The sequence below is a fragment of the Salinimicrobium profundisediminis genome, from assembly GCF_026241755.1.
Taxonomy (GTDB): Bacteria; Bacteroidota; Bacteroidia; order Flavobacteriales; family Flavobacteriaceae; genus Salinimicrobium; species Salinimicrobium profundisediminis.
In genome coordinates this window covers 34,132-54,827 of the sequence record NZ_JAPJDA010000020.1, presented here as the reverse complement: position 1 = coordinate 54,827, position 20,696 = coordinate 34,132, and the positions used below count along the sequence as shown (strand labels likewise).

At 42.4% G+C, this 20,696-nt stretch carries 20 protein-coding genes; 9 read left to right on the top strand and 11 right to left on the bottom strand.

The window, feature by feature from the left end; genetic code table 11:
- Window positions 1–23 precede the first annotated feature (23 nt).
- Genes guaA through OQ279_RS12780 form a run of 4 tightly spaced genes read left to right on the top strand, consistent with a single transcriptional unit; the run spans window position 24 to window position 4,437 of the window.
- Complete coding sequence (gene guaA / locus OQ279_RS12795) at window positions 24–1,553, top strand: glutamine-hydrolyzing GMP synthase (protein WP_266070331.1); 1,530 nt, start codon at window positions 24–26, stop codon at window positions 1,551–1,553.
- Window positions 1,554–1,563: 10 nt separating this feature from the next.
- Window positions 1,564–3,495, top strand: coding sequence for a LysM peptidoglycan-binding domain-containing protein (locus OQ279_RS12790; RefSeq protein ID WP_266070328.1), 1,932 nt, complete (start codon window positions 1,564–1,566; stop codon window positions 3,493–3,495).
- Window positions 3,495–3,911 carry an OsmC family protein gene (locus tag OQ279_RS12785; protein WP_266070327.1) on the top strand — a complete coding sequence of 139 codons (417 nt, stop codon included), beginning with the start codon at window positions 3,495–3,497 and terminating at the stop codon, window positions 3,909–3,911. Before OQ279_RS12790 ends, OQ279_RS12785 begins: the two co-directional genes overlap by 1 nt.
- Window positions 3,889–4,437, top strand: coding sequence for a DUF922 domain-containing protein (locus OQ279_RS12780; protein WP_266070326.1), 549 nt, complete (start codon window positions 3,889–3,891; stop codon window positions 4,435–4,437). The genes OQ279_RS12785 and OQ279_RS12780 overlap by 23 nt, the downstream gene beginning before the upstream one ends.
- On the opposite strand, the gene OQ279_RS12775 is transcribed toward OQ279_RS12780, so the two are convergent.
- The 4 genes from OQ279_RS12775 to OQ279_RS12760 all read right to left on the bottom strand — a co-directional run bounded on the left by OQ279_RS12775 (window position 4,434) and on the right by OQ279_RS12760 (window position 7,895).
- Window positions 4,434–5,378: an NAD(P)H-dependent flavin oxidoreductase gene (locus tag OQ279_RS12775; RefSeq protein ID WP_266070364.1), complete on the bottom strand. Its 945-nt coding sequence runs from the start codon at window positions 5,376–5,378 to the stop codon at window positions 4,434–4,436. The two genes, OQ279_RS12780 and OQ279_RS12775, sit on opposite strands and share 4 nt — an antisense overlap.
- 61 nt (window positions 5,379–5,439) lie before the next feature.
- Window positions 5,440–6,627 (bottom strand): tRNA 2-thiouridine(34) synthase MnmA, encoded by a 1,188-nt coding sequence (gene mnmA / locus OQ279_RS12770; protein ID WP_266070325.1) that lies wholly within the window; start codon window positions 6,625–6,627, stop codon window positions 5,440–5,442.
- Window positions 6,628–6,769: 142 nt separating this feature from the next.
- The gene (locus tag OQ279_RS12765) at window positions 6,770–7,156 is read right to left on the bottom strand and encodes a lipocalin family protein (protein WP_266070324.1); all 387 of its coding nucleotides are present in this window, start codon (window positions 7,154–7,156) and stop codon (window positions 6,770–6,772) included.
- 58 nt (window positions 7,157–7,214) lie between these two features.
- Window positions 7,215–7,895: a toxin-antitoxin system YwqK family antitoxin gene (locus tag OQ279_RS12760; protein ID WP_266070323.1), complete on the bottom strand. Its 681-nt coding sequence runs from the start codon at window positions 7,893–7,895 to the stop codon at window positions 7,215–7,217.
- Window positions 7,896–7,984: 89 nt separating this feature from the next.
- Between OQ279_RS12760 and OQ279_RS12755 the strand changes: the two genes are divergently transcribed.
- Window positions 7,985–8,959, top strand: a complete 975-nt coding sequence (locus OQ279_RS12755; protein WP_266070322.1) for a fasciclin domain-containing protein — start codon at window positions 7,985–7,987, stop codon at window positions 8,957–8,959.
- Between the two features lie 82 nt (window positions 8,960–9,041).
- Here OQ279_RS12755 and yidC read toward each other — a convergent pair whose 3' ends face one another.
- The 3 genes from yidC to OQ279_RS12740 all read right to left on the bottom strand — a co-directional run bounded on the left by yidC (window position 9,042) and on the right by OQ279_RS12740 (window position 12,954).
- A complete protein-coding gene (yidC, locus tag OQ279_RS12750; protein WP_266070321.1) occupies window positions 9,042–10,880 on the bottom strand; it encodes a membrane protein insertase YidC in 1,839 nt (612 codons plus the stop codon).
- Between the two features lie 65 nt (window positions 10,881–10,945).
- A complete protein-coding gene (pyrG, locus tag OQ279_RS12745) occupies window positions 10,946–12,583 on the bottom strand; it encodes a CTP synthase (protein ID WP_266070320.1) in 1,638 nt (545 codons plus the stop codon).
- A gap of 137 nt (window positions 12,584–12,720) precedes the next feature.
- Window positions 12,721–12,954: a DUF3820 family protein gene (locus tag OQ279_RS12740; protein ID WP_266070319.1), complete on the bottom strand. Its 234-nt coding sequence runs from the start codon at window positions 12,952–12,954 to the stop codon at window positions 12,721–12,723.
- A gap of 168 nt (window positions 12,955–13,122) precedes the next feature.
- Between OQ279_RS12740 and OQ279_RS12735 the strand changes: the two genes are divergently transcribed.
- Window positions 13,123–14,664: a GH3 family acyl-acid amido synthetase gene (locus OQ279_RS12735; RefSeq protein WP_266070318.1), complete on the top strand. Its 1,542-nt coding sequence runs from the start codon at window positions 13,123–13,125 to the stop codon at window positions 14,662–14,664.
- A 3-nt stretch (window positions 14,665–14,667) separates the two neighbouring features.
- Here the strand turns inward: OQ279_RS12735 and OQ279_RS12730 are convergent, their stop codons facing one another.
- The gene (locus tag OQ279_RS12730; protein WP_266070317.1) at window positions 14,668–15,348 is read right to left on the bottom strand and encodes a hypothetical protein; all 681 of its coding nucleotides are present in this window, start codon (window positions 15,346–15,348) and stop codon (window positions 14,668–14,670) included.
- Window positions 15,349–15,476: 128 nt separating this feature from the next.
- Here OQ279_RS12730 and OQ279_RS12725 point away from each other — a divergent pair, with 128 nt between their 5' ends.
- Both OQ279_RS12725 and OQ279_RS12720 read left to right on the top strand, forming a co-directional pair.
- Window positions 15,477–16,262, top strand: coding sequence for an Fpg/Nei family DNA glycosylase (locus OQ279_RS12725; RefSeq protein ID WP_266070316.1), 786 nt, complete (start codon window positions 15,477–15,479; stop codon window positions 16,260–16,262).
- Window positions 16,259–16,984, top strand: a complete 726-nt coding sequence (locus OQ279_RS12720; RefSeq protein WP_266070315.1) for a DUF72 domain-containing protein — start codon at window positions 16,259–16,261, stop codon at window positions 16,982–16,984. Before OQ279_RS12725 ends, OQ279_RS12720 begins: the two co-directional genes overlap by 4 nt.
- Here OQ279_RS12720 and OQ279_RS12715 read toward each other — a convergent pair.
- Both OQ279_RS12715 and OQ279_RS12710 read right to left on the bottom strand, forming a co-directional pair.
- Entirely contained in the window at window positions 16,981–17,667 is a 687-nt protein-coding gene (locus tag OQ279_RS12715) for an MBL fold metallo-hydrolase (protein WP_266070314.1), read from the bottom strand. The two genes, OQ279_RS12720 and OQ279_RS12715, sit on opposite strands and share 4 nt — an antisense overlap.
- An 8-nt stretch (window positions 17,668–17,675) precedes the next feature.
- Window positions 17,676–18,962 (bottom strand): erythromycin esterase family protein, encoded by a 1,287-nt coding sequence (locus tag OQ279_RS12710; RefSeq protein WP_266070312.1) that lies wholly within the window; start codon window positions 18,960–18,962, stop codon window positions 17,676–17,678.
- A gap of 127 nt (window positions 18,963–19,089) precedes the next feature.
- Between OQ279_RS12710 and OQ279_RS12705 the strand changes: the two genes are divergently transcribed.
- Window positions 19,090–20,064: a potassium channel family protein gene (locus OQ279_RS12705; RefSeq protein ID WP_266070311.1), complete on the top strand. Its 975-nt coding sequence runs from the start codon at window positions 19,090–19,092 to the stop codon at window positions 20,062–20,064.
- A 63-nt stretch (window positions 20,065–20,127) separates the two neighbouring features.
- On the opposite strand, the gene OQ279_RS12700 is transcribed toward OQ279_RS12705, so the two are convergent.
- On the bottom strand, window positions 20,128–20,571 hold the full coding sequence (locus tag OQ279_RS12700; protein ID WP_266070310.1) for a DUF4168 domain-containing protein: 444 nt from the start codon (window positions 20,569–20,571) through the stop codon (window positions 20,128–20,130).
- Window positions 20,572–20,696: the final 125 nt, after the last annotated feature.

The following is a 20,696-nucleotide window of genomic DNA, read 5'->3' as shown; positions in this document are numbered from 1 at the left end:
ACCTCAAATTCCTATTTTTGCGCATGCACAACAACGTCCTTATCTTAGATTTTGGCTCTCAATACACACAATTGATTGCCCGCCGGGTTCGAGAACTCAATATTTACTGCGAGATTCACCCTTACAACAAAATTCCAACTGATCTTTCCGGTTTTAAAGCTGTAATACTTTCGGGAAGTCCTTTTTCTGTTAGAGCAGAAGATGCGCCACACCCCGATCTTTCGAAGATTAGGAAGCAGCTTCCCGTTCTGGCCGTTTGTTATGGAGCGCAATATCTCGCGCATTTTAACGGCGGAAAGGTAGAAGCTTCAGAAATAAGAGAATACGGCCGCGCTAATCTTTCGGTGATCAAAGATGATGAAGCCTTGTTTGCCGATATTACTGAAAACTCACAGGTATGGATGAGCCACAGTGATACTATTAAAGAATTACCCGAGAATGGGGTGAGGTTGGCAAGTACACCAGATGTACTGAATGCCGCTTACCGCATAGACGGAGAAGATACTTATGCCATCCAGTTCCACCCCGAAGTTTACCACTCAACAGATGGAAAACAACTTTTGGAAAACTTCCTTGTAAACATTGCAAAAGTTGAGCAGGAATGGACTCCGGAAGCTTTTGTAGACATGACGGTAGCCGACCTTAAGAAACAAATAGGCGATGATAAAGTAGTGTTAGGGTTAAGCGGAGGCGTGGATTCTACCGTTGCCGCCGTACTTCTTCATAAAGCCATTGGTAAGAACCTTTACTGCATCTTCGTAAATAACGGCCTGCTAAGAAAGAATGAATTTGAAAGCGTGCTTGACCAGTACAAGCACATGGGCCTTAACGTAAAAGGGGTTGATGCTTCGGCACGTTTTTTGGATGCTCTGGCAGGAATCTCAGACCCTGAAGGGAAGCGGAAGGCGATAGGCAAGACCTTTATTGATGTATTTGACGATGAGGCTCACTGCATAAAAGATGTGAAGTACCTGGCACAGGGAACCATTTATCCCGATGTTATTGAATCTGTCTCGGTGAACGGGCCTTCGGTGACCATCAAGTCTCACCACAATGTGGGCGGTTTACCTGCTTATATGAAGCTTAAGGTAGTGGAGCCGTTGAGAATGTTGTTCAAGGATGAGGTGAGAAGAGTAGGAGCAGAGCTGGAGATAGATAAGGAACTATTGGGAAGACATCCTTTTCCCGGGCCCGGACTGGCGATTAGGATTCTTGGCGACATCACTCCCGAAAAAGTTCGTATTTTACAGGAGGTTGATGCCATTTTTGTGAATGGATTAAAAGAATGGGAGTTATATGACAAGGTTTGGCAGGCAGGAGCAATTCTTTTGCCAGTGAACTCGGTAGGTGTAATGGGAGATGAAAGAACCTATGAAAAAGTAGTTGCCCTGCGTGCAGTTGAATCTACCGATGGGATGACGGCCGACTGGGTGAATCTACCGTATGATTTTTTGCAAAAAACTTCCAATACAATAATTAACAGAGTTAAAGGCGTTAATAGGGTAGTGTACGACATAAGTTCTAAACCGCCTGCCACTATTGAGTGGGAATAAACAATGATCTATGAAAAAAATTGCAGTTCTTTTTCTCTTTTTGCAAATGTTCGCTGTTCAGGCTTTTGCACAAGAGTATAAATACCACATTGTAAAGAGAGGGGAAACAACAGCGGAAATTGCAAGGCAATACAATATTTCTGAAGAAACGCTCTTTAGGTACAACCCCGATGCCCGTCGCGGGATACAGCCCGATGGAAAACTGGTAGTGCCTCTTAATAGCGGTAGGGATGAAGATATACAGACTTCAGCACAGGAAGATCAAAAATTTGTGACTCATCGCGTGAAGCGGAAAGAGACACTTTTTAGTCTTTCACAGGAGTATAATGTGAGTATTGAAGACATTAAAAGATTCAATAAACATCTTTATTCCGAAGAACTTCGCAGGGGAGAAAAGATCAGGATTCCTAAAAGTACACCTGCCGCAATAGCCAACAATCCTAATCCTTCACCCTCGCCTTCAAATATATTTGATCTAAGTGTGAAGGAGCACGTGGTGCTTCCGCAGGAAACCCTTTACGGCATTTCCAGGAAATACAACATTACCATTGCCGATTTGCAAAGGCTTAATCCAAACATGCAGAACCTGCAACCGGGGATGGTGATCACGGTTAGGAATGGAAATGTCGAGAAAGTGGTTGATGTAGATGGTAAACTTTTCAAGTACTACCAGGTGCAGCCACAGGAGACTATTTTTAGTCTTACGCGTCGCTTCGGAATAAGTCGCGATTCATTGGTGTCTCTAAACCCGGCACTTGCCGACGGATTAAAATCGGGTATGGTGCTTAAAATTCCAAATATTGAGCTTGCTGAAGGTGTAGGTGAATATGAGGCTGAAGAATACGTAAACCTGGAGCGTAAGATCAATAATTATAAAACAAAGAACCTGGTGGTGATGTTGCCGTTCAACAAGAATAAACTTGTAGTTACCGACACATCTGATAATTATGCCGAAAGGATCAAGAAAGACCAGGTAATGCAATTGTCTCTCGATTTCTACACCGGAATTTTAATGGCAGTAGATTCAGCTAAGACTTTGGGAATCTCTACAGATCTTACTGTATTGGATACCGAGCAAAATCCCGGAAAGGTTAATTTGCTGCTCAACACCCAAAATTTTGATAACGTTGATGCTGTGATTGGGCCACTTTTACAGTCTACCGTAGAAACTGCCGCAAGAGGCCTGGAACGTAGGAATATTCCTGTGGTTTCCCCTCTTTCAAAAAATCAAATTACCGCTCTTGATAATTACCTGCAAACCCGTCCTACAGACGAGATGCTGCGTGAAGCGATGATCTCATTTATTTCAGAAAATTCTGCGGGTAAGAACCTTGTGATCATTGCCGACGGGAGCGCAGCCGAGAACAGGAGACGGCTTTCTGCTGCTTTTCCCGCTGCCAGGTTGGTAACGCCCTCAGAAGGTGGTTCCATCAATCAGGCGCAGGTTGCAGGTGCTCTGGATAAAACCCGTCCTAACTGGATCATCCTGGAGTCGAGCAAGATTGGAGTATTGAGCAATGCCACTTCATACCTTAATTCTATTGCCGATGCATACAAGATCACGCTGTTGACAACCGACAGGAATAAGTCTTTTGAAAGTGATAATATTTCCAATAGTCATTTGGGGAAACTCAATTTCCATTACCCTTCTGTTGATCGTAATTTTGATCCTGAAAAGAACCGGAATTTTATTGAGAAATATGTCGAAAAGTATGGCGTAGTGCCAAATGCTGCTGCAGTAAGAGGTTTTGATGTGACTTATGATGTGCTGTTGAGGCTGGCTTCGGCAGAAAATCTCTATGAGTCGTTAAAGACAGACAGCACTACCCAGTATGTAGAAAATAAATTCAGTTACGGAATACGTCCCGATGGTGGCTATATCAATAACTCGGTTTATATCTTATCCTACGGAAGGGATCTCAATTTAAAAGTAGTTAGATAATGACTTCAAAAGTGACTTATCTGGGCGATCTAAGAACCCAGTGTGAACATTTACAAAGCAGTAATACCTTTATTACAGATGCGCCTGTAGACAATGAGGGAAGGGGAGAGGCTTTTTCTCCCACCGATACGGTTGCCACAGCCCTGGGAAGCTGTATGATGACCATTATTGGTATTAAGGCCAGAGATCTGGGTATTAATGTGGAAGGGACCACTGCCGGTATCACAAAAACTATGGCTGCAGATCCAAGAAGGATTTCAGGCATAAAAGTTGAACTTAGCTTTCCGGCTTCCTATGATGAGAAAAACAGGAAGATCCTGGAGCGCGCAGCAAAGACATGTCCGGTGCTGTACAGCCTGCATCCCGATATCGTTCTGGACATTAGTTTTCACTATGAAAATACCATTTCTAAGTAGCCTTTTAATTCTTCTAGCCTCTTTTGGAGCGCAGGCCCAGGTGCCGGAAGAAAAGATAGGATGGGAGGAAAATGCTCTCACCTGGAAAAATTTTCAGGCCGCACCAGATCCTAACAGCTCATTTTCTGCAAATACCAGTTCGGGCATCTCATACTCCTGGTCGCTTAAAACTTCTGTTTTAGGTAAAGAATATCAATTTGAAGTAGAATCTTTTTTCAATCCGCAGAGATCGTGGGTGAAAGACAGTAATTCTGTCCACTTGCTGGCTCATGAGCAGCTGCACTTTGATATCACAGAATTGCACGCAAGAAAGCTTCGGAAAGCGATGGTGGAATTTGATTTCAAAAAAAGCAGGGAGGTAAAATCTTCTTTGCAGGAGATCTATAAAAAAGTTGAAAAGGAGCGGGCACTCATGCAGCAAAAATTTGACAGAGAGACAGGGCACAGTATGAATAAAGAAGCCCAGCTCAAGTGGCAAATATTGGTTAATGAAGAACTGAAAAAGCTGGAGGAATTCTCTTCTTAAAAGCTGGCGACTTCGGCTTTGGCTGCTTCAAATTCTTTGAGCATATCCTGAATAATTTCGGCTGCAGGTTTGATGTCGTGAATCAATCCCGAAATCTGCCCTATTTCCAGTTCTCCTTCCTCTAGATCTCCTTCAAACATGCCTTTTTTGGCTCTTGCACGTCCCAGCAGTTCAATGAGTTGATCTTTTGTAGGGCTTGTAGCATACAGCTCGGTTACCTGCTCAAAAAAGCGGTTTTTCAATAGCCTTACAGGGGCGAGTTCTTTGAGAGTAAGCACTGTGTCGCCTTCTTTGGCCTGTACCACCATTTCCTTGAAGTTTGGATGAGAGGAAGCTTCATTGCAGGCAACAAACCTGCTGCCCACCTGCACGGCATCGGCTCCCAGAACGATCGCAGCCAGCATTCCGCGGCCGGTGGCAATACCTCCTGCAGCTATAAGCGGAATTTTGATTTGTTCCCTAACCATGGGAATTAGGGTAAAAGTTGTGGTCTCATCCCTGCCATTGTGGCCTCCGGCTTCAAAACCTTCAGCTACCACTGCATCTACACCGGCGGCTTCAGCTTTAAGGGCAAATTTTACACTGCTCACCACATGAACCACTTTGATTCCTTTTTCCTGTAAATAGGGCGTCCAGGTCTTCGGGTTTCCGGCAGAGGTAAAGACGATTTTCACTCCTTCTTCTATGATGATCTCCATGATCTTTTCCAGGTTGGGGTAGAGCATGGGAATATTAACGGCAAAAGGAAAGGAGGTCGCTTTTTGACATTTTTGGATGTGCTCCCTAAGAACTTCAGGATACATAGAGCCTGCACCAATAATTCCCAGTCCTCCTTCATTGCTCACGGCGCTGGCAAGTTTCCATCCGCTGGCCCAAATCATTCCGGCCTGTATTATGGGATATTTTATGTCAAAGAGTTGGGTGATCCTGTTGTTGGTCATAATTGGCGGGTATAGTCCCTGTCGTGAAGCCACGACAGGGTTAAAAAGTTCTTTTTCGAAGTTAAGAAATTACTCCTGAACCTATTAGTTCATCTTCCCGGTACCAGGCCACAAACTGGCCTTCGGTAATAGAAGGTTGTGCTTTGTCAAAAATAATATAGAGGCCGTGCTCTGTTTGGTAAAGCCTTGCCTCCTGAAGTTCCTGCCGGTAACGAATTCTGGCCTTTACAGGCATTTCTTCATCTGCCTCCAGCTTTAAATCGGGCCGCACCCAGTGAATTTCATCGGGAGAAATAAAGAGGCCACGACGGTAAATTCCGGGGTGATCTTTTCCCTGTCCGGTGTAAATCACGTTTTCTTTCACATCGGTTTCAATTACGAAAAGCGGTTCGGGGGTACCACCCACGGCAAGACCTTTTCGTTGCCCCTTGGTAAAATAATGAGCCCCCTGGTGACGCCCCACTTTTTTACCTTCGGAAGGCTGATATGAATATTTACGGGACATGAATTGTAGCTCTTCCAGTTTATTCTGAAATTCTTTGGTTTCAGACTGAAATTTTTCTTCTGAAGCAGGAATTTCTACGATGTCACCTTCTTTAGGTTGCAACTTCTGCTGAAGGAACTCCGGAAGTCTCACTTTCCCGATAAAACAAAGTCCTTGTGAGTCCTTTTTTTCAGCAGTAACAAGATCCTGTTCCGCAGCAATTTTTCGTACTTCACTTTTTTGAAGTTCTCCTATAGGGAACAGCGTTTTTGCAAGTTGCTCCTGTGAAAGCTGACAAAGAAAATATGACTGATCTTTGTTTTTATCTTTTCCCGCAAGCAGTTGAAAAGCTGTTTTACCATCAACCTGTGTTTCTCCCTTGCGACAATAGTGACCTGTTGCAACATAATCGGCACCCAGAGAAAGGGCGATCTTCATAAAGACGTCAAACTTAATTTCCCGGTTACAAAGTACATCGGGGTTTGGCGTGCGGCCACGTTCATATTCGTTGAACATGTAATCTACGATACGTTCTTTGTATTCGGCGCTAAGGTCTACGGTTTGAAACGGAATTCCGAGTTTATCGGCTACCAGCATGGCATCGTTTGAATCGTCCAGCCACGGGCATTCCTTGGAAATTGTTACCCCTTCATCATGCCAGTTCTTCATGAACAAGCCAATAACTTCATAGCCCTTCTCTTTTAACAGATAGGCTGCAACACTTGAATCTACCCCGCCAGATAAACCTACAACTACTCTTTTCATAATCTTTCTCTCCCCTTTTTAAAGGTCTTGAATTAAGCTGCAAAAATACAGAAAATTTGCCACTTTTGGAGAGGAAGGGCTTTGAGGAAAAATCATAAAAAAAGCGACTTATTTAAGTCGCTTTTTTTCATTCTGCAAAATTTTATTGTTTTTCAAAAGTAAAACTACCTGTTGAGGCTGTCTGGAATGTAAAGCTGTCATCACCTGTAAAAACTACTGTGCCTTCTACAGCTCCAATGACTGGTACGGCAAGTTTATAACGTGAATCTCCTAAATTTTCCCATTCTCCAGAGGAGGATTGAGGGGTACAGTCAGCCTGCTGAAGATAAAAAGTCGCGCTCCCGGTATTTCCTTTTTTAAGAGTGACAAAAGATTGTTCAGTACAGCCTTCCACATCGAATAGGCTGGCTTCTACCAATGTCCACGTGCCTATTATAGGATCTGCCTCACCGCCGTTGTCATCATCACTACTGCAAGAGGAGAAAAAAATTAGTGTAAATGCCGCTAGTAAGAATAGGTACTTTTTCATAAGGTTCATTTTTTAGGGTTTTGGTAAATATATTAAATCTATAAATGTTGAGGATTGCTTAAAATTCTTTTTCTTCTTTAAGTTTTCCGTTTTCGTAGTATTTCCAGGTGCCGTGGTGTTTGTCGTTTTCATAAATCCCCTTGCTTACAAGCTCACCTTTGCCGTTATAGATCTTTGCAGGGCCGTGAAGTTTACCGGCTTTATAGAGCAGGTCTTCAAGAACAACGCCTTTAACAGAATATAGTTTTCGGAGGCCATCCAGGTGTCCTTTATTATATGTGGCTTCTTCGGCAAGTTGACCATTATCGTAATAGATTTTCTTCTGCCCGTGTAATTCCCCGTTCACATATTGTTCTGTCATCATCACATCATCAGAATCTTGGTGGTAGTAGGTCCAGGTACCGGTGCGTTGTTGACCTGTAAATTCGCCCTCACTTATTGTACTTCCATCCTGCGCCAGGTATCTTGCTGCTACCTTTTCAGAATTGGGGTCAAAATTCATTACGGCAACAGGATGTTTAAGTCCTTCCTGGTAAAATTTAAACAATCCGATTCTTTTTCCATGTTCGTATCTGCCCTCAAATTTTGGTTGGGACTGGTTATTGTCATAATATTCTATCCAGTCTCCATGCTTCTCTCCTCTGTTATCATAGGCGTTGAGCGAGGTTTGAGCCATAGCAGGGGAGGTCAATAAAAGTATTAAGTATAAGGCGCTGAATGTTTTAAATGTTGCTGACATATTTTTGTTTAAAAAAAATTAACTAAACTTAAACATTGTTGTTTGTTCTTTTACTTTAGATTTGAATTGTAACTTAAAATAAACTACAAATGAAAGATTTATTAAACTTAAAAAAAATAGCGGCGGGCCTATTTTTTGTATTGGCTTTTACAGCCTGTAGCGATGATGACGATGACACTGCCGTTCCGGTTGTGGAGACTAACACTATAGCCGACTTTGTTGCGTCAAATGACAATTATTCTTCGCTTGCAGCGGCACTCGAAGTTGCCGGTCTTACTGCAACGCTAGATGGAACACAAAATTATACAGTATTTGCACCCGATAATGATGCATTTGCTGCTTTTCTCTCTGATAACGGGTTTTCTACCCTTGCTGATGTTCCTGTAGACCTGCTTACCCAGGTATTGCTCAACCATGTACAAATGGGGGAAATTATGGCAGCCGATCTTTCTACAGGTTATATTGAAAGTATGGCTACCGGAAGTGCTTCCGAAGAAAACCTTTCTATGTATATAAGTACAGAAAATGGGGTGATGATCAACGGAGTAGCCACTGTGACTGCAGCCGACATTGAGGTAGATAACGGAATTATACATGCAGTAGATGAAGTGATTGGCTTGCCAAGCGTTGTTACTTTTGCACTTGCCGATCCTACTTTTAATAGTTTAGTGGCAGCACTTACCAGGGAAGATGATTTTACTTTCGTATCTACTCTTATGGAAACCGGTTCACCCGCGCCATTTACAGTATTTGCGCCTACAAATGAAGCTTTTGCTGCTTTGCTTGGAGAGCTGGAATTGAACTCTTTAAATGATATCCCTGAAGATGTTTTGGCGTCGGTATTGAGCTATCACGTAGTGGCCGGGGCAAACGTAAGATCATCGGCCCTTACAGATGATATGGAAGTTTCTACGCTGCTGGGACAGTCATTCACTATAGACCTTGATAATGGGGCAGTGATCACTGATGCCAGTGGAAGAACAGCAAATATTATAGTTGTAGATGTACAGGCCAATAACGGTGTTGTTCATGTTCTTGATACTGTTTTGTTACCTGCTATGTAATTGATTGTTTTGGTGGTTGGTTAAATGTAGAAGAGCCCGGGAAATTCCCGGGCTCTTCTTTTTTACTGGTAAATAAAAGCTGTTATTTCTTTCCTTTCTTTTGTTGTTCTGCCTGCTCCATCATCTCCTGCATCTTGCGGGCAAATTTCCCCTGTTTCTTAGGCTTCTTCTTGTTCTCCTGGATTTGTGCGTGAATCTTATCTTCATCAATAATGAAGTTTTTGATCACCAGCATGATTCCAATAGTAATAAGGTTTGAAGTCAAATAGTACAGTGAAAGTCCACTTGCGTAGTTGTTGAAGAAGATCAACATAAAGAGCGGGGAAAGGTACATGATGAACTTCATGTTAGGCATTCCCGGCTGTTGCGTATTCTGCATCGTTTGCCCGGTGGTCATCATCATATAGATAAAGATGGCAATAGAGGCGAGAATTGGAAACAAACTCACGTGATCTCCGTAGAAAGGTATATAAAAAGGAAGCTCTGCAATCTTATCATAACTTGAAAGATCATCTGCCCAAAGGAAGCCTTTTTGCCTTAACTGGAAAGCACTGGGGAAGAACATGAAGAGCGCATAGAATACCGGCAGCTGCATTAAGGCAGGAAGACAACCACTCATGGGGCTGGCGCCGGCTTTACTGTACAGCTTCATAGTTTCCTGCTGCTTTTTCATTGGGTTGTCCTTGTACTTCTCGTTGAGCTCGTTGATCTCAGGTCTTAAAACCTTCATCTTTGCCTGTGAGAGGTACTGCTTGTATTGAACAGGGGAGAGCACAAGTTTAATTGCAATAGTCATTACAATAATGGCTATCCCATACCCCATGTAATTGGTAATAAAGGCAAAGAAAGGAATGAATAAATACCTGTTGATCCAGCCAAAGATTCCCCATCCAAGGGGCATTATTTCGTCAAGGTTCCTGTCGTAATCATTAAGGATCTTGTAATCACTGGGGCCATAGTACCAGTTCATGTTGTAATTAAGCTCCCCGCCGTTAAGCTGTAGCGGCATGGTAGAAGCAAAGGCCTTGGTGTATAATGTATCTACTTCTTCATCTTCCACAAGGTTTTCTGCCTCAAATGTTCCGGTTTCAAAAGGAGTGTCAGTAAGTAGTATAGATGTAAAGAAATGCTGTTTATAAGCGACATAAGAAATGTCCTTTTCTTCATCTTCCCCGTCGTTCACTTCATCATCGTTACCGCCATCATACTCATATACAAGTTTGGTGTACCGGTTTTCATAAGTGATACTTTTTGCATGCCTGTAGCCTTTAAGTTTCCAATCCAGAACTATAGGTGCCGAAGAATTTAGAACGTCATTTAAACCTTGTGATCTAACCGTAAAGTCTATCATGTACTCGCCAGGCTTCAGCACGTAACGATATTCAAGAAATTCTTCAGGAGAAACCTTAAGTTTCATCGAAACAATGGTGTTGTCTCCATTTTTGGTTACAGTCGGCTCAAAATAAAGATCCTTTGTATTGAGTACCCGGCCATCTACAGTTGAAAAACTGAGGTTAAAAGATGCATTATCATCTTTTATAAGGTATACAGGAATAGAATCAAAGGTCTTGTAATTCTTCATCCTTGCTTCGGAAAGGTATCCGCCTTTGTTTGAAAAATTCAAAGCAAGAACATCGTTTTCAACTGAAGTAGTATTCTCTGAAGCTGAAGGTAAAGTAGCCGAATATCCAAATGCACCCAACCTGGCTGCTGCCCGGGCTACCGCTGCCGAATCTGTCTCCTGTACCGCATCGTACTGCGGCACTTCTTCCTGCGCATCGGGAGTGACTACAACTTCATCATTTGCCGGTTCTTCCACAACTTCGGGAGCCGAAGGATTCATGTACAACATCCATAACAGGATTCCCCCAATGAGAAGGAATCCTATTAAAGAATTAATATCTAATTTTTTTTCTTCCATTATAAAAATTAATAAACGCGGATCTTTCCGCTGTCATTGCCAGTCAAAATTGTGACCAAAAAAGACTATTGTGCCAGGCTGGCATTATTTTTTTTCTGTGAGTATTCTTTTGCAGCTTTAATAAAAGCTATAAAAAGAGGGTGCGGGTTCGCAACCGTACTTTTATATTCGGGGTGATATTGCACCCCAACAAACCACGGGTGGTCTTCTATTTCTACAATCTCTACCAGGTTCGTTTTAGGATTTACTCCGGTGCTTTTAAGTCCGTGAGATTCCATTTGGGTGGTGTATTGATTGTTGTATTCGTAGCGGTGGCGGTGTCTTTCAAAGATCTGGTTGGTGCCGTAAACTTCTTTGGCAGTAGAATCATCTTTTACGGTACATTCCCACGAGCCTAACCTCATGGTACCACCAAGGTGGGTAATTTCCTTTTGCTCCTTCATAAGGTCAATCACCGGGTGAGGTGTGTTGGGATCCATCTCTGTAGAATTTGCCTTTTTAAGTTGTAGTACATTTCGGGCAAACTCAATTACTGCCATTTGCATCCCAAGACAAATACCCAAAAAGGGCAATTTGTGCTCTCTTGCAAAACGCACGGCATCAATCTTTCCTTCAACTCCACGCTCCCCAAATCCGGGGGCAACTAAAATTCCGTCAAGGTGAGAGATCTTGTTCTGTATAGTGCTTTGGTTGATAAATTCAGAATGAATGCTTTCTACTTTTACCTTCACTTCATTTGCAGCACCGGCGTGAATAAAAGCTTCCAGAATAGATTTATAAGAATCCTGAAGTTCTACATATTTACCTATCAGGCCAATGGTCACTTCATGTTTTGGATTCTTGTGACGCTTTAAAAATTCATTCCACTGTGTAAGGTTTGGGGTGGTGTCATCGGGAAGGTTAAGCTTCTTCAAAGTCACCGTATCCAGGCCTTCCTGCAGCATCATATTTGGCACGTCATAAATGGTAGAAGCATCTATAGATTGTATAACAGCTTCCTGTTTTACGTTGCAAAAAAGTGCCAGTTTACGTCTTATGTCGTCAGAGAGTTCGTGTTCGGTACGGCATACCAGGATATCGGCCCTAAGTCCGCTTTCCATGAGCGTCTTCACGCTGTGTTGGGTAGGTTTCGTCTTAAGTTCGCCAGCTGCCGAGAGAAAGGGAACCAGCGTAAGGTGAATTACCAGCGCATTGTCATCTCCTAATTCCCACTTTAACTGCCTCACAGCCTCAATGTACGGCAGGGATTCAATATCCCCCACAGTTCCGCCAATCTCGGTGATCACGATATCATACTCGTGGTTCTTGCCAAGTAACTGTACCCGCTCCTTAATCTCATTGGTGATGTGCGGAATAACCTGTACGGTTTTCCCCAAAAATTCCCCGCGGCGCTCTTTTTCAATTACGCTTTGGTAGATGCGGCCGGTGGTAACATTATTGGCCTGGGAGGTGTTCACGTTTAGAAAACGTTCATAATGCCCCAGGTCGAGATCGGTTTCTGCCCCGTCTTCGGTGACGTAGCATTCGCCGTGCTCATAAGGGTTTAACGTACCGGGGTCAACGTTGATGTAAGGATCCAGTTTCTGAATAGTGGTCTTGTATCCACGCGCTTGCAGTAATTTTGCCAGGGAAGCAGCAATTATGCCTTTTCCAAGCGAAGAGGAAACGCCGCCGGTGACAAAGATATACTTGGTTTCAGCCATTGTAGAGAGATGTTTGTGCGTCTTTTTATTCAGGGCGCTAAATTACAAAGAAGAAAAGAAAAAGAAACCATTTGCAGGAGAATATGTTAGCAAAACTTTAAGGAATGAAATCTTAGTAAAATACCGGCAAAACTGCGCTATCTCGGGTATTTTCTTCTAATAGTCCGCAGGATATCTTCCATGCCGTTCACTTTAAGATCCAGCACCTGCTGTAGTTGATCTCCGGTTTTTCCCTTCGGAAATCCCTGTTGCCTAAACCAGACCAGATAGAATTCCGGTAGTTCTGAAAGATATCGGCCTTTGTATTTGCCAAAATGCATCTTCGCATGAGCGAGATCGAGAAGGGCTTTGTAATCTGGTTTAAGATCCATGCCGCTAAGGTCTCAAAAATGGCAAAATTGAGGAGGATTTTTTCCGAAGTATTTCTGAAGAATTTCAGCCTGGCACCAGATCTTTTGAAAGGTTAAAATCTTGGTAATTCCGCCTGTGTTTTCTGGCAAATAATGAGCTTTTGAGTAATTTCAGCCAAAAAGGAATCAATGGCAGTAATAGGATCAATAATAAAAGGACTAATCCAGGTAACCGATGCAGTTTCTTCGGAACCCAAACCTCATGAAGCGCAGGCCGAAGTGTTGAAAAACCTGCTGAAAAAGGCAAAAAATACTGCTTTTGGTCTACATTATAATTTTGAAGAACTTTTAGAAGCAGATGACATAAAGGCAGAATTTGCCCGCCAAATTCCCATTTTTGACTACAATAAGATCAATGAAGAGTGGTGGAGCAAAATGCACGAGGGGGAAGAAAATGTTACCTGGCCCGGCAAACCTCCTTATTTTGCGCTGAGTTCGGGTACTACGGGTAAATCGAGCAAGAGAATTCCCGTTACCGATGATATGGTAGAGGCAATTCGCCAAACCGGGATCAAACAGGTGGCTTCTTTGGCGAATTACGACCTGCCTTCCGATTTTTTTCAGAAGGAGATCATGATGCTGGGCAGTTCCACCGATCTTAAGCAGGTTGAAGACCACGAAGAAGGAGAGATAAGCGGGATTAGTGCCAGCAATATCCCTTTTTGGTTCCGTAATTTTTACAAACCCGGGGTAGAGATTTCCCAAATTGAAGATTGGGATGAGCGGGTACTGCAAATCGCAAAAGAGGCCAAAAACTGGGATATAGGCGCCCTCACCGGAATCCCGTCATGGACAGAGCTTATGCTCAAAAAGATCATTGAATATCACAATGCTTCCAATATTCATGAAATCTGGCCAAATCTTATGGTATATTCAACGGGTGGAGTTGCCTTTGAACCGTATGAAAAAGCTTTTGATAAACTTGTTTCCCATCCGCTGGTGGTGATAGATACTTACCTGGCTTCCGAGGGATTTATGGCTTTTCAGTCACGGCCCGAAACCCGATCAATGCAGCTGGTTGTTGACAATGGGATATATTTCGAATTTGTGCCTTTTAAGCCTGAATATATTGGAGAAAACGGCGCTGTAACCCCCGATGCCCCCGTGCTGCCACTGGAAAAGGTAGAGCCCGAAAAAGATTACGTACTGTTAATTAGTACGGTTTCGGGAGCCTGGAGATATGTCATTGGTGATACCGTAAAATTCACCGACGTAGACCGGCTGGAGATAAGGATCACGGGGAGAACAAAATTTTTTCTGAATGTGGTGGGTTCTCAGCTATCGGTTAATAAAATGAATGATGCCATTAAAGAAATGGAACAAAAATTCAATATTACCATCCCCGAGTTTACTGTGGCCGCGATTAAAAAAGACAGGGAATACATCCATAAATGGTACCTGGGTACCGAAGCTGAAATCAATAACGAAGAACTGGCAGCAGCCCTGGATAAAGCCCTCCAGGAAGCCAATAAAAACTATGGGGTGGCCCGCAGTAAAGCTTTAAAAGGGGTGGAGGTCGTGAAAACCTCTCCCGAGATGTTTACCTCGTGGAGCGCAGCCAATAAAAAGAAAGGCGGACAGGTGAAAATGGAAAAGGTAATGAATGAAGAAAAGTTTGCAGAGTGGGAAGAGTTCGTCGTGAAACAATATTCAATAAACAATAAACAATAATCCTTACTCCTTTAAGAGTTCTTCCGGTTCTTCTTCCAGTTTATTTACCAACACCAGGATTTCTTCGGGCGAGAGGTAGAGGCGGGCGATTCTTTCCTTATAAGTATCAGATAAATGGGAGTTGTTCAGGATAAAATTCTTGGTGGCGAGTATATATTCACTCATTCCGGCATTTACAGCGTAGGTATCGGCAGCACGTTCGGCCCGTTTGATGTAATTTTCTGAAGTGATATACCTGAATCCAAAAATAATAAGGCCCATAGCCGATTTGTCCCGATAGTCCATAACATGCCCCAGCTCATGGCCCAGCCAGCCTATTAGAACTTCTGAAGGTACATCGGACATTGTAAATTCTTCTTTTTCAATCAAAAATCTACTGCTGATGAAAATGTTATAAGTACGGTCATTTTTGCCCTTGAACAAATTCGATTTGTTGGGCTGGGCCTGCATGAAAGATTTCTTGATGTCTTTCTTGTACTTAAAATCAATTTCTACATCCTTGAGTTCGGGGTAGTAGGAGAGAGCCACTTTGGCCTCGTGTAGTAGACTTTCGGGAATGAATTTATTGCCCTGGTAAACGATTTTTTTTTCTTCCATGTCTTTTTTTGCAGCACAGCTCCAGTGTCCTCCCAGCAACGGCAGCAGGAATAGTATCGCGAACATTTTTTTGAGGGATCTATGCATTGAATTTTTTTAATCCTGCCCAGATAAGATATAGTTTCCAACTCCAAATTCTTTGAAATATTTCTTAAAAAATAGGGTCTTCGGCTGATTTTAGGTAATTTGAAAGGAGAACAGAAAAATCAACCACTATGCCAGAACTACCCGAAATTACGCTGTATAAAGAATATCTCGATGCTACTGCACTGGATAAAAAAATCACCTCTATAGATTTTTTGAATACCAGCGGATTACAGGCACCAAAAGAAGCGTTTATTAAAGCTTTTGAAGGAAATAAATTTACAGGAAGCCGTAGGTTGGGGAAATATCTTTTTATCGAAACCTCGGGAGAAAAAGCTTTGGTTTTGCATTTTGGAATGACAGGAAAGCTGGAGTATTACAAGAATCAGGATCCGCCGAAGTATTCCGGAGTGGTTTTCTCTTTTGAGGATAACGATCACCTGGCTTTTGTGTGCAGAAGGAAACTGGGCAAACTTTTTATTGCTGAAAGCCTGGAAGAATTCAGGCAGCGAAAAGAGTTGGGCCATGATGCGCTAGATCTTTCGGAAGATGAATTCCTTGAACTGCTTGAATCTAAAACCGGAATCATCAAAGGAGTGTTGACAGATCAACATGTGCTGGCAGGAATTGGCAATTTGTATTCTGATGAAATGCTGTACCAGTGCAAGATACATCCGAAGACAAAGACGAATTTAATTTCAGAAAAAGACAAGAAGCAGCTGTTCAGAAAGATGCAGAAAGTGCTTGAAATGGCTATAAATAAGGAAGGAGTGCGAAAGGATTTCCCCGATTCTTATCTCATTAAACATCGAAAAGAAGGTGATGACTGCCCTGCTTGTGAAGGAAAGATCAAACAGATCAAGGTCTCAGGCCGTAGCACTTATTTCTGCCCATCCTGTCAAAAAGAGCAAAAATGAAGGTGCATATAGGTTGTTCGGGATATAATTATAAAGACTGGCGGGGAGCTTTTTACCCGCAAAAAATGGCGCAGCGCAAGTGGCTGGAGCATTATTCTGCCATTTTTGACACCGTAGAGATCAACAATACATTTTACAGGTTTCCACGGGAAAAAGGATTGCATACATGGAAAGCGACTGTAGGGAAGAATTTCCAGTTTACTTTAAAAGGGCACCGGTACATCACCCACCGCAAAAAGCTAAAGGATGTTACTCAAAGCGTGAAGGATTTTGAAAGTCTTGCAAGGCTTTTAAAGCAGAACCTTGGCTGCATTTTATGGCAGTTGCCGCCAAACCTGCACCGGAATGATGAGAAGCTCAGGGAGTTTTGTAAAACGCTTGATCCAACATTAAAAAATGTGCTTGAATTTCGTCATGATTCATGGTATGATGAAGGAGTATTTGATATCCTGAAGGAGCACAACATCATCTTCAGCTCAATTTCAAGTCCCGAATTTCCTGAAGAATTAATTACTACCGGCAAAACAGGCTACCTCCGGTTTCACGGCACAGGTAAAGACTGGTATGATTACCTTTATTCTAAAGATGAATTAAAGGAATGGCATAAAAAGATCATGGATAGTGGGCTCAAGGAAATCTATATTTATTTCAATAATGACATACATGCTCACGCCCCCAAAAATGCACAGCAGCTAAAAGAGCTTTTTGGGCATACTAATTAAACCTCCATCTCCATTCCGTCGTGTGCCGGTACCAGCGGGATTTCTTTTTCAAGTGCTTTGATCTTTTGTTTGCTGTTATGCGGAGTGTCTTCAAAGAACCACTCGCCATAGTGACAAAAGACAATTTTTTTGGTGAGCGGAGATAAGAGGCGAATGAGGTTGGGAACACCGGTGTGGCCAAAGATCCTGTCTTTCTTTCGGTTAATTCGTCCGCCTTTCTTTATAAAGGTAGCTTCGGTGATCACGAGATCTAATGGCGGTAAATCGGCAAGGTTCGCTTTTTCTATCCATGCCACATCTCCTGTGATAAAGATCCTTTTTTCGGCTTTTTTGATGATATAGCCAAGGGATTTTAATCTGAGCGCATGAATAACAGGAATAGGAGTAAAGGTATATCCTTCTACTTCAAATTTTCCTGAAATCACCTTGAGCTGCGGAATGAGGTCGTGGGCTTCGGGCCCAAAAAGGGGAGTTTTGGGTATGAATTTTTCTTTATTCGGAACAAAAAAAGCGTGATCTGGATGAAAGTGGGTAAAGACCACAGCTTTTGGGTGTTTATCCATATATTTTTCTTCCCCTACATCAATCAGTATCTTATCATCTATTAAAAATCCGGTGTGATTAACGTGATCTTCAGCTTTGGGTTCTATTTTTCCGCGGGTGCCCAGGATCTTTATCTTCATATTTTATTTTAAATTCCGAAGGGATAAGTTTCAGGAGTTTTGCTGCCGTCGGGTTGCAGGTGTAATGGGTGAAGACCTTTGGTCTTATCAATGTATAAAAAGGCATCGTATCTTTTTGATATTTTTGAAGATACATAATTGCCACGTTCCCGGTGTGGATCGTAAACCACACCAACCGCCCGGTGACCTATCCTGTCCTGTAGTTTTTTGTACAAGTCGGTGCCTTCTTCAAAAAGCAGTAGTTTATTTTCGGCGCCAACGGTGTGCAGTTTTCTTTCAATACTTCCATCAATACCTTTGGGCAGGTCCATTTTTTTCATGGGCGCGCCCCAAAAATCTCCTGCGATCACAGAACCTTCATACGAGCCAAAGCCCACCAGATAGACCCCGTCATCGCTGTGCTGTTGTCTCACCAGTTGCCCCACATTATGCAGGCCCTGTGCTGCCATATCTGTCGCCCTGGCGTCGCCTATGTGGGTATTGTGCTCCCAAACGATCACTTTGGTGTCTTCTCCATGATAATCTGTAAGCGTGTTAAGCGTTTCTACCATATGGCTGTCGCGTACGTTCCAGGAAGAGTGGTCAAACTGAGCCATGGCCTCGTAGTATTTTTCGGCATTTTTGAGTACCAGGGAATTTAGTTCGGCATTGAGCCCTGCTTCCGGTTCATTTTCATATTGAGAAGTCTTTTGCCTCACTTCCTTTAACAGCTGTACCACTTCGTTGCGGCACTTTTGTTTGAGGCCGCGGTAAGCTGTAACATAAGAATCGTTTTGCCGGTAAGGTTCAAAACAATCGGCGGTGCGCTTTGCCAGCGCGGCTACTTCAGGATCTTCTTTTTCAAGGTAGTTCACTATGATCTCCATAGATTCCCAGAGGCTGTACACATCAAGCCCGTAAAATCCTATTTTATTCTTTGTATTCAGGTGTTTATTGTAGCCTTTCATCCATTCGGCGAAAGCGGCAACTTCCCAATTGGCCCACATCCATGTTGGCCAGCGCTTAAAATTTTTGAGCACATCGGCAATGTTTGCAGGGGTGCCGGGAAGATCTTTCACCCAGCGATTGATCTCAAAACAATCTGGCCAGTCACCTTCTACAGCCACAAATGAAAAGCCTTTCTCTTTTATAAGCCGTTTAGAGATTTCTGCTCGCCATGTATAATACTCATGTGTGCCATGGCTGGCTTCCCCAAGTAGCACATATTTTGAATCTCCTATTTTCTCCAGAAGCGGATCCAGGTCTTTTACCTGCTCCAGAGGTTTGATATATTCTTTTTCCTTATCCAGTTGCATATCAGTGGTTTTTATAGAATATAATGTACAAAATCTGAAGCCTTAATGGAAGAGATAAGGTGTGTCTTTAGAAAAGTTTAAGTTGGAATTAATTCTTTTTAAGGGCCTTTTGATTAATTTAGAAATTATGCAAACAGCTCAAATTGTAATTGGTCTCGCTATTATTCTATTTACCTATCTGGATTTTTTTCACACCACCCTTTCCGGAAACGGGTTTGGTATTTTCTCAAGAATAGTAAACCAGATCCTGAATAGGATCATGATTCAAAACCGGACCCGTACTATTTTTAAATTCTCCGGAATAACCCATCTTTTAATAACGACATTTCTTTGGATGTTGTTGTTATTCATTGGAACATACATTGTTTTTAGTGCCGGAGAAGAAATGGTGGTGAATAGCACTACAGGCCTGCCAGCCACACATCCCGAAAGATTCTACTATACCGGATATGTGCTATCAACACTGGGGATTGGAGATTTCGTTCCGGGAACAGATACCAGCAGGATACTTACCGGAATATTGTCTTTTTCGGGGTTCATCCTTATCACTACCGGGTTAACCTACCTTTTAAGTGTTCTCAATGCCGTACTGGCCAAAAAGCAACTTTCCTTTCTTATTTCTACTATGGGAAATGATATTGAAGAGATCTTTATTTTCTATAAACAACAGGACGATCTAGAAAATTTGATCTCGAATGCAGGAGATGTTAGACAGCAAATTTTAAAAAATGCCAGTAGTTACCTGGCTTTCCCCATGGCTAATTATTTTCTTTCCAAGAATCATGAGTCGGCTCTTATTTTACAGCTGGCCCGGCTTTATGAAGTAATCATGATCATTCGGCTCGACTGGAGTGAGGAAACTGTTCAGTATAAGAAGTTAAGTGCGATCATTAATGGTATTAAAAAGTACCTGGAGCTGGGGCTTGAAGATGCCAATGCAGCCAGTCATAATGAAGAGGAGTTAAAAACTTACAGAAGTCATTGGATGAATCACGGATATTATTTCAAAAATGATTTGGCTGTTGACAAGCAGTTTTCTTCAAGTCTTAAATATGCCGGTTGGAACTGGAAAGAAGTATATAAGCTGAAGGATGAAGAGTAGGAATAAAAAAAGGCTGCTCAAAAATGGCATTTTTGAGCAGCCTTTTTTTTGAGCTTAGGAAGCTTAGTTGGTAAGTTCCTGCTTTACTCTCTCCTGGAGTTGGGCATCTTGTTGCAATTGATTTGCAATTTCTTCATACCGCTTAACTGAAAGTCCGCTTTCTGTGATCATGCTTTCCATTTCCTTGCGGAATTCTAATTGCATTTCATTGAGCGCCTTGATAATGGCGTCATATTGCTTTTCTTCTTCTTTAGTAAGATCGGCTTCTGCCTGAGGGTTCATTTGCGCCTGGTGGATGGTGTTGAACCTGGCTATTTCCATACCTTCCCTGGTTATAATTTCGCTTAGATCCTTCTGGGCTTCCTGGTTTATCATGCGCATCTTTTGAAAGGTCACCGAAAATTGTTCAATTTCTTTATCAGTAACATCCGATTGTGCCATTAATGTAGAGGTGCCTATCATCATGAAAAATAAGAGGCTAAAGATCTTCATTTTACTTAAAATCATATTTTTTCTATTAGGTTTAGCACAAACCTAAAGTTAATGATTCAAAAAGGCAAAAAAAGACTGAATTTTAGCGAAATCGAAAGAAAAGTACCTATTTCTTCTCAAAAATAGCAAAAACCGACTCC